Raw genomic sequence first — 9382 nt, 5'->3', positions numbered from 1 at the left:
GAGGGTTTCCACGGCGGTGAACAGGAACATCCCGGACGCGACGCCGAGGATCGTTAGCAGCGACCGCACGCGGTGGCGGACGAGCTGGATCCAAGCGAGCTTGAGCAGATTGAGCGCGGGATTCATGGGTTTTCGAGAAGCCGGCCTTTTTCCAATTGCAGGATGCGGTCGGCGGCGGCGGCGGCCTTGGCATCGTGGGTGACCATGACGATGGTCTTGCCGAACTCCGCGGCGAGCTGGCGGAGCAGGTCGAGAATCCGGGTGGCGGACTCGCGGTCGAGATCGCCGGTGGGTTCGTCCGCGACGAGCAGCGGAGGATCCGCGACCATGGCGCGGGCGATGGCGACGCGCTGCTCCTGACCGCCTGATAGTTCGGATGGCGTGTGGTGGATGCGGTCGCCCAGACCCACGAGTGCCAGCGCGGTTTCCACCCGGGCGTGGCGGTCTTTTTTGGATAGCGGGGAGAGCAGCAGGGGCAGCTCGACGTTTTCAAAAGCGGTGAGCACCGGCACGAGGTGATAGAGCTGGAAAATATAGCCGGCGTGGTTCGCCCGCCACTTCGTCAGGTCGCGGCGGGAAAGCTTGGCGAGCTCGGTGCCGGCGATCACCAGCGAGCCCGCGGTGGGCGAGTCGATGCCCGATAGAAGGTTGAGCAGGGTGGTCTTCCCCGAGCCGGATGGTCCCATCAGCGCGAGGAACTCGCCCTTCGGCACGTCGAGGTCGAGGGCTTCGAGAGGCGTCACCACCGTGCTGCCCTTGTGGTAGCTTTTCGAGACGCCGCGGCATTGGATCATGGGCAGGTTCATGGTTGCTTGAGGGTGGGATTGACGCGCTGGCCGTCGCGGAGGTTCCGGGGTGAGAGGACGACGTGCTCGCCGGGGCGCAGGCCTTCGGAAATACGGATGAAGCCGTCGCTTTTTTCGGCGGTGGCGCTGATGGCGCGCCTCGCCACCCGTTGGGACTCGGGATCGCAGACCCACGCCGCATTGTCCGCAAGGGCGGCCTCGGGAATCCACAGCGCGAGTGATCCGTTAGCGGAAGCCGATGCCGTCGCGTTGCCGAGAAACTCGACACGGCAGAGCATTTCCGGGCGAAGCGAGTCGATCGGATCGAGGATGTGGACCTTCGCCTACAGGGTGTTGCGCTGCACGTCGGCCTCGCCGGTGATGCGGGTGACCTCGCCGGTGAAAACCTTGTCCGGAAGCAGGCTGCAGCGGATTTTCGCCTGCTGGCCGACGCTCAGCCCGGCGGCGTCGGCGAGCGGGACATCGACGCGGACCTGGAGCTTGTCCGGTTGATAGACGATGGCGATCGTCGAGCTGTCGGGATCGTCCATGCCGAGCCTTTTCTTTTGGCCCGGCGCTGCGAAAAGGCGCAGCACGCGGCCATCGACCGGTGAAACGATGCGGGTGCGGACGAGCGCGAGTTTCGCCTGCTCGACTTCCACGGCGGCGGCGCCCACCTCGGCCTCGCGGACTTTCGTGTCGAGTTCCATGCGCGTGATTTCCGCCCCGGCGGTCCCGCTGTCGGCCTCGGCGGCGGTGCTTTGCAAGCGCTCGCGCTCCAGGCGCAGGCGGGCGGAAACGACGTCGGATTCCGACACCGAGCCTTTGCGCATGCCGGACAAGCGCGAGTGCTGGTCCGCCGCCTCCTCTTGCAGCGTGAGCGCGGCTTGCTCAGTGGCGCGTGCCGATTCGAGTTTCTTGCGGGCGGCGGCGATGGAGGCGATCTGGGCTGCGCGCGTGGCGACCAGCATCTGGTGCTTTTGCTCGGCGGCGGCGAGCGCGAGACGGGCGTCGGCATCGACCAGGGTGGCTAACGGTTCATCTTTTGCGACCTGTTGGCCTTCGAGCACATGCACGGTGTCGATCACGCCATCGATGAGCGCGGTCGCCTTGATCGGCAGCGGGTCGGGCTCGATCCAACCGCTGGCTTGGAACAGCAGCTTGCCCGAGGCGGCGGGCGCGCTGCTAACATTCACCGGGTCCGGAGTCGTCGCCATCACCAGGGCGACTTCCACGTCTGGAGCGGGGAGCAGGCGGTCGCGGAAGAGTGCGAGAAACAGGACCGCAAATCCCGCGGCGATGGCCAGGGGGATGGCCCATGCGGGAACGCGGCGCGCGGAAGGAAGCCCAGCGGCGGGGCGGGAAAGGGAATCGAGAGAAGGAGCGGGGTTCATGGAAGTCGGAAATTTTGGAGACGGCAAGGCCCGGACACGGGCATGCGATACGACCCCGGCAAACGGGCGGGATCACGAGCGGCTGATAGTTCCGCTCTCAAAGTCTCCAAATCCCCAACACCGCTCGATGCGCCGCCGGAGAGGTCGGCCCCCGGATCCGTTCCGGTCGCGCGAAAACCTTGCGGTCACGTTCGGTCCTCAGAGGCGCTAAAATCGCGTTTCCGACTACCTCTGTGAGGATTGCCGGTGGCAGTTCGATCGACGGCTGAGGCGCGGCGGCGGCGGCAAGCGCCTCGAGATCCATGCAGCAGGGATCGCTTTCATCGGTTTCCCGGGTGCAGTCAGGGCAGCATTTGGAATCCGGGCCGGCAGCAGCGATGAGAATCTCTTCCTCAAGGAAACAGACACGAACGGGCGTCGCCGCTGTCGGGAGCATGATCCCGAGGCAGGCCAGCAAGAACGCTGCAATCACCTTTCGCATGTGTCTGAGGTTCCACGGATGAGAGGCCGGGTCAAGGGAAGTCTTCCGCCTGATCCGCCTATTTCTTCGCGCCGCACAGGCAGAGCCATTCGACGCTTTCGCAGGTCGCGCATTTCTTCGCATCGTAATGCAGGCGGGCGGTGACGGGCTTGGCGGAAGCGGTTTCCTTGAACTGGAGAATCAGCCACTCGCCATTTTGCGGGGCGGCGACGGTGAAGCCGCTTTCGCTCTTGGTGACCTCGAGTTTGACGGGTTTCTCACGGGTGCCGCCGGTGGCGGTGAGGGACTGGGCCTCGACTTTCACGGGCTTCATGTCCTTGTCGAGGACGGCGATGTGGAGCTGCCCGTCTTTTTGGGTGACTTCTCCGTGCATGGACTCGTTGGCGCTGAATTCGAGGATGCGGCCCTTGTTGGGGCCGAGTTCGATGTCGCCGTGGCCGAAGGCGAGGCTGGATGTGATGGCGAGGAGGATGGTGGTCAGTTTGGTTTTCATTTTTGGATTCGGTTGGTTTCTATCGGGTGGCTGGAGCGTCCAGCCTGAGAGCTTTCTCCGCCGCCTTTTTCCCGATCAGGAAGAAGACGGCGGGGGTGACGACGAGGTCGAGGAGGGTGGAGAAAATCAATCCACCGACGATGGCGACGGCCACCGGATGGAGGATCTCCTTGCCGGGCTCGCCGGGGGCGAGGACCAGCGGGATGAGCGCGATGCCCGCGGCCAGCGCGGTCATGAGCACCGGCACCAGACGCTCCTGGGTGCCGCGGGTGATGAGCGCGATGCCGAAAACCTCGCCCTCGTGGCGCATGAGATGGAGGTAGTGGGAAATCATCATGATCCCGTTCCTGGCGGCCACGCCGCCGACGGCGATGAATCCGACGAGGGTGGCGATGCTGATATTGTCGATCTTCCACCAGGTGAAGGCGAGCGCGCCGGCGAGGGCGAGCGGCAGATTGAGCATGACCTGCAAGGCGAGTGACAGGCTGCGGAAATAGCCCGTCAGCAGCACCGCGATGACTCCGGCGATGATGCCGAAGAGGACGAGAATCCGCTGCGACGCCTGCTGGCGGGCGAGATATTCGCCCTCGAAGCGGAGCGTGTAACCGTCGGGAAGCTTCACCTGCTCCGCGACCGCCCGCTGCCAGTTTTCCACCAGTGATTCGAGGTCGCGCTCGTCGGTGTTCGCGCCGATGACGATGCGGCGCTGGCCGTTCTCGCGGTTGATCACGTTCGGGCCGTTGACCTCGTGGACGTCGGCGACGAGGGAAAGCGGGAGGTGGCGGCCGTCCGGCGTTTCTATCAATAAATCGCCGGTTTTCTCCGGCCAGGTGCGCCAGGATTCCGGCAGGCGCATCACGAGGTCCACGGTGGCCTCGCCCTCGCGAAGCTCGCCGAGCACCGAGCCGCCTAACATCCTGGAGACCTGGCCGTTGATTTCGCCGGGCGAGAGGCCTTCCAGACGCGCGCGCGCGCGGTTCACCTCGATGCGGATCTGCGGGATCGGGACCTGGGCTTCCAGGTTCACATCGGTCAGTCCGGGGATGCGTTTGCCGGCGTCCTTCACCTGCGTGCCGAGGCGGCGCAAGGTGTCGAGATCCGGGCCGTGGATCTTCACCGCGATCTTGGCGGACACGCCGCTGAGCATGTGGCTGAGGCGGTGGCCGATGGGCTGGCCGACGTTGACGAAGGTGCCGGGGATGCCCTTGAGTTTCTCGCGGATCTCCGTGAAAACCTCGTCGCGGTGGCGGCCGCCCTCGCGGAACTCGACGTCGAACTCGTTGACGGAAACGGGCATGACGTGGTCGTCACGCTCGGCGCGTCCGGCGCGGCGGCCGACGGTTTTGACTTCGGGGATTTCCAATAACAGCTCGACGGCTTTTTGCCCGACTTCATTCGAGTGTTTCAACGAGCTGCCGGGCGCGCTGGCGAAGGAAATGGTGGCGCTGCCCTCGTTGAAGGTGGGCAGGAATTCCTTGCCCATGCCCGGATAGAGCATGCCCGCCGCGACGCAGAGCAGGACGACCGCGCCGATGACGGCGAGCGGCGCGCCGAAGGCCGCGCGCAGGAAGGTCGCGCGGGTGAGGGCTTTCAGCGCTCTAACGAGCGTTCCGTCGCGGTGCGGCTTGCCCTCCTTGGGCTTGAGCAGGAAGGAGCAAAGCACGGGAATCACCGTCAGGGAAACGATGAAGGATGCGGCCATGCTGACGATCGTCGCGATGGCGATGGGTTGGAACAGGCGCCCTTCCAATCCCGCCAGTCCTAGCAGCGGAACGAAGACGAGCACGATCAGGATGGTGGCGTAGAGGATGCTGGAGCGCACCTCGCTCGACGCGGCGGCGATCACTTCGAGACGCGGCTCCGGCTCCGGCCTCGCGGCGTTTTCCCGCAGGCGGCGGAAGACGTTTTCCACATCGACGATGGCGTCATCCACCACCATTCCGATGGCGACGGCGATGCCGCCGAGCGTCATGCTGTTCACGCCGGTGCCGAACCATTTGAAGGTGAGGAACGTGATGGCGAAGGACAGCGGAATGGCCGTTAGGGTGATGAGGGTGGTCCGGACATTGAGCAGGAAGAGAAAGAGGATGATGGTCACCATGATCGCGCCGTCACGGATCGCGTCCTTGAGATTGCCGACGGCGTGCTCGATGAAATCGCCCTGCCGGAAGAGGATGCCGGCCTCGACGCCGGACGGCAGGCCGGGGCGGAGCTCATCGAGCGCCTTTTCGATCTTGGCGGTTAGTTCCAGGGTGTCGAAACCGGGAGCCTTGTCGATGCTGAGGACGACGCCGGCGGTTTCCCGCTTGTCGCCCTCGAAGGCGATCGCCGCATCGCCGCGCATGGTGGCGACGCCGAATTTCACCGTGGCGACATCGCCGATGGTGATCATGCGCTGGTCCACCTGCTTGACGATGGCGGCGGCGATGTCCGCGGGGTCGGCGGTCATGGCGAGGTTGCGGACCATGATTTCGCGCGGACCGGACTGGAGATAGCCGCTGGTGGCGTTGCCCGCGGAGAGTGAGACGGCCATTTCCAGCTCCTCTAACGATACGCCCTCGGCCTGCATTTTCAGCGGGTCCGGCTCGACGTGGACCTGCTTGACGCCGCCGCCAATGGCGAGGACTTCGGCCACGCCGGGGATGCTTTGCAGGCGGCGGGCGACGGTCCACTCGGCGAAGGTGCGGAGGTCCATGGGCGCGACGGCGTTGTCCTTCGAGCGCAGGCCGACGAGGAGGATCTCACCCATCAGTGAGGAAACGGGCGTCATGCCGGAGCGCGCGCCCGCGGGCAGACGCGCGGCTTGCAGGCGTTCCTGGACGAGTTGGCGGGCCTTGTAAATGTCGGTGCCCCAGGCGAACTCGACGAAGACGAGCGAGAGGCCGACATCGGAATTCGAGCGCAGGCGGTCGAGCCCGCCGACGCCTAGCAGGACGTTTTCCAGCGGCCGGGTGACGAGCGTCTCGACCTCCTCGGGGGCGAGGCCGGGTGCCTCGGTCAGCACGGTGACGGTGGGCTTGGTCATGTCCGGCAGGACCTCGACGGGGAGTTCCGTGGCGGTCCGAAGTCCTAGCAGCAGGACCAGCAGCGCGACGGCGATAACGAGCGCGCGGTTCTTCAGCGAGAAGCGGATGAGGTGGTTGAGCATGGCGTCAGGCTTGGGAACGGGCGCGGAAAACGAAGGGCGAGGCCAGCAGCAGCAGGAAAAGCACGCCGCTGGTGATGGCGAGGAAGATTGTCAGATGATTGCTAGAATGATCGCCGTGATCGTGGGCGTGACCCGATTCTCCGGCGGCGATCTCTTCCTTGGTCATCTCGGTGCCGTCCTCGTTGTGGGGATGGCCGTGGGCGGCATCGAGCGCTTCCTTGAGGGAGGCGCTGCCCTTGCCGGCGAAGGAAAGGGCGTAGGCTCCTTTTAACACCACTTCGTCGCCCGGCATGAGTCCGGCGGTGATTTCGACGCGGTCCGCGCCCATCTCGCCGACGCTGACGGGGACTCTGACGAACGCGTTTTCCAACTCGTAGTCCTTGATGAAAACGAAGCGGTCCGAGCGGTCGCCTTGCAGGGCCTCGCGCGGCACGCTGAAGACGCCCTCGCGTTTTGAGGCGATGAGGGAAAGCTCGGCGCGCATGCCCGGACGGAGTTTGTTGCCGGGATTGGGTAGTTCGAAAATAGCTTCGAGGTTTCCTTTCGCCGGATCGTCCTCGGTTCCGAGGCGGAGGAATTTCGACTCGTGCCCATCCTTGCCGAGCGCGGGCACGCGGATCCGCGCGGCGAGCCCTTCGACTAGCAGGGCTGCCTGGTGCTGCGGCACGCGGGCGACGGCCCACACGGTGGATAGATCGAGAATTTCCATCAGCTCCTTGTCGGGCTCGACGGGCGCGCCGAGGTGGCCTTCCGAGCGGGTCACCAGGCCGTCGGCCGGAGCCTTGAGCTCGATCACCGGCGGCGGATCGCCGGGCTGGCGGCTTTCCACGCGGAGCAGGACGTCGCCCTTTTTCACGAACTCGCCCTTGTGGACGCCGACTTCGATGATCTTGCCGGCGATGCGGCTGGAGAGGACGGAGTGGCTCGCGCAGGTGTGTTGGATTTCGCCGAGCACCGGGATGCCGCGCTCGAAGGTGGATTCCTCGACGGCGACGGTTTCGATGCCGAGGTTTTGAACGCCGGTGGCGTCGAGCACGACGGTTTGTTCGTTGCGCGGTGCGGTTTCGGCCCCGATGGCGGAAGATATCAGGAACAGGGAAACAGGTAGAAATTTCATGGGTGAAGAGAGTCAGGGTTTGGCGAGCGCGGTTTCGTGGCGGACGCGGGCGAGGTGGAACTTGCGCAGGGCGTCGAGGCGGGCGGCGGCGAGTTGCAGGCGCTTTTCGCGGGAGCGGAGGACGGATTGGATTTCGCCCTGGCCGTTGCGATAGGTGGTTTCCGCCAGCGCGCATTGTTCGTCGGCGATCGGGAGCAGGGTGGCGTTGATTTCAGCGATCATTTCCGCCCATGCCCGCATCTCGTCGCGGGCGGCGTCCGCTTCCTGGCGGATGTGGCGGCCGAGGGCGGCGGCTTCCATTTCCTTGCGCTGTTGCCGCGCTTCGGCTTCCTGGATCGCGCCTTCGTTCTTGTTCCGCAGCGGCAGCGGGATTTTGAAACGGAGGCCGACGATGGCCTCGTTGCCGTATCCGTTAGGGGCGTCTTCCGTGCGCTCGGCGGCGGCGAAAATCCCGCCTTCCACGTCGTCATAGCGGCGGGATTGTTCGAGCGCGACTCCCTGCGCGGCGGCGAGCGCGGCGAGCTTGGCGGCTTGCAAGTCCGGCCGGCGCGACGGGTCGGTTCCGGCGGGTGGCGGCGTGGGTTCCGGCAGGGTTCCGCCGATGGCGAGCGCTTCTCCGGGGCGCATGCCTAGCAGCGGCTTGAGCTCGCCGAGGAGGGCGGCTTCGCCGGCGTCGAGCTGGCGGATTTCCAAGGCGAGGCTGGAGGCTTCGAGTTTCGCCTGACCGGCGTCGAGCGGCGAGCCTTCGCCCTTCGACGCGATTTCGGATAGGAACTTGGCGAACTCGCCGGAGACGCCGGATTGCTCGCGGAGGAGCTCGCGACGCTGGCGGGTGGCGAGGATTTTCACGACGGCCGCGCGCGCCTGGCCGGTGAGCTGGCGCTCGACTTCGCGGACTTCGGCCTCGGAGGATTTCAGCTCGGTGAGCGAGACGTCCTTTTCCAGCCGCAAGCGTCTGGTGAGCGGGAAGCGCTGGGAAACGCCGATTTCGAACTTCCCCTCGCGGAAGCCGGAGCTTTGTTCGATGGCGGTCTCGAGCTCCGGATTCGCGAGGCGGCCGGACTGGTTCATGCGGCCGAGCGCTTCCTGGATGCGGAGGCGGGCGGCGGCGAGATCGGGGTTCTGGGCGCGGATACGGTCGCCGATACTGGTCAGCGAGACGAGCACGTTAGATTCCGCGCGGAGCGGGAGGGTCATGGAGGCAAGCGCCAGCACGGCCAGTGGATGGAATTTGGACATGGTGTTTGAAATGAAGGGCCGCCATGAAAAGGCGGATTTGAGACGGGGCTCCGCGCCGGGGTAACGGTGCCGGGCGGGAAATGACGGCGAGCCTCGCGGGCACGCCGGAGCGCGATCAAGCGGCGCTCAGATCAACGGCGGTTTTTCCGAACCGAGAACCGGCTCCTCAGGCGGAACCTCGCTCTCGTGGAGGACGCCTAACAACGAGGACCCGGGAACCCCGAGCTTGCGGTCGAGGTTGTTTTCAACAGTCAAAGGCTGTGCCTGCGCGCAGCAGTCGAAATGATGGTGGTGATCCGTCGGGCAGTCGTCGCCATCGTGGTGATGCTCCTCCGGGGCGTGCGCGTGGTGATGAACGTGGTCGCAGGAATCGGCCGGTTGGGCGCAGACCGCGACCCGGCCGGAGTCGGCAGCGAGGACGCGGGTGTTGAGCCCGGCCAGCGTGCAAATCACCATCAGCCATGTGAACAGCGGTCTCATCAGCGGGCGGAGACTCGGTGAGGTCCTTGGCGAACTCAAGCAAAAATCCCGACAGCGGCCATTGCGGACAGGGCGGTTGCCCGGAAATCAGCCATGGTCGATGTTCATTGGCGATTTGAGAAAATACCAGACATTGGCCTCCGTTTTGGCCGTTTCAGCCTGCCATGGAAACACTGATGACCAAATCCGCCCTCGTTGTCGACCACCTCGTCCTACGCACCGCCACCGAGGACGCCGAGATCGAC

The 9382-nt window shown here is 65.3% G+C and carries 8 protein-coding genes; all 8 read right to left on the bottom strand.

Annotation, left to right across the window (positions count from 1 at the left end; translation table 11 throughout):
- Positions 1 to 122 precede the first annotated feature (122 nt).
- The 8 genes from AC4DF4_RS16785 to AC4DF4_RS16750 all read right to left on the bottom strand — a co-directional run bounded on the left by AC4DF4_RS16785 (position 123) and on the right by AC4DF4_RS16750 (position 9137).
- Positions 123 to 806, bottom strand: coding sequence for an ABC transporter ATP-binding protein (locus tag AC4DF4_RS16785; RefSeq protein ID WP_490049261.1), 684 nt, complete (start codon positions 804 to 806; stop codon positions 123 to 125).
- Positions 803 to 1084, bottom strand: coding sequence for a hypothetical protein (locus AC4DF4_RS16780; protein WP_490049260.1), 282 nt, complete (start codon positions 1082 to 1084; stop codon positions 803 to 805). The genes AC4DF4_RS16785 and AC4DF4_RS16780 overlap by 4 nt, the downstream gene beginning before the upstream one ends.
- A gap of 45 nt (positions 1085 to 1129) precedes the next feature.
- Complete coding sequence (locus AC4DF4_RS16775; RefSeq protein WP_490049259.1) at positions 1130 to 2179, bottom strand: HlyD family secretion protein; 1050 nt, start codon at positions 2177 to 2179, stop codon at positions 1130 to 1132.
- 539 nt (positions 2180 to 2718) lie between these two features.
- Entirely contained in the window at positions 2719 to 3153 is a 435-nt protein-coding gene (locus AC4DF4_RS16770) for a hypothetical protein (protein WP_490049258.1), read from the bottom strand.
- Positions 3154 to 3172: 19 nt separating this feature from the next.
- Positions 3173 to 6301 (bottom strand): efflux RND transporter permease subunit, encoded by a 3129-nt coding sequence (locus tag AC4DF4_RS16765; RefSeq protein WP_490049257.1) that lies wholly within the window; start codon positions 6299 to 6301, stop codon positions 3173 to 3175.
- A gap of 4 nt (positions 6302 to 6305) precedes the next feature.
- Positions 6306 to 7418: an efflux RND transporter periplasmic adaptor subunit gene (locus AC4DF4_RS16760; protein ID WP_490049256.1), complete on the bottom strand. Its 1113-nt coding sequence runs from the start codon at positions 7416 to 7418 to the stop codon at positions 6306 to 6308.
- A gap of 12 nt (positions 7419 to 7430) precedes the next feature.
- Entirely contained in the window at positions 7431 to 8657 is a 1227-nt protein-coding gene (locus tag AC4DF4_RS16755) for a TolC family protein (protein WP_490049255.1), read from the bottom strand.
- A 126-nt stretch (positions 8658 to 8783) separates the two neighbouring features.
- A complete protein-coding gene (locus AC4DF4_RS16750) occupies positions 8784 to 9137 on the bottom strand; it encodes a hypothetical protein (protein ID WP_490049254.1) in 354 nt (117 codons plus the stop codon).
- Positions 9138 to 9382 lie beyond the last annotated feature (245 nt).

It is taken from the genome of Luteolibacter sp., assembly GCF_058122085.1.
The sequence above is the reverse complement of the archived record's forward strand: the minus strand, read 5'-3'. Positions and strand labels throughout refer to the sequence as shown.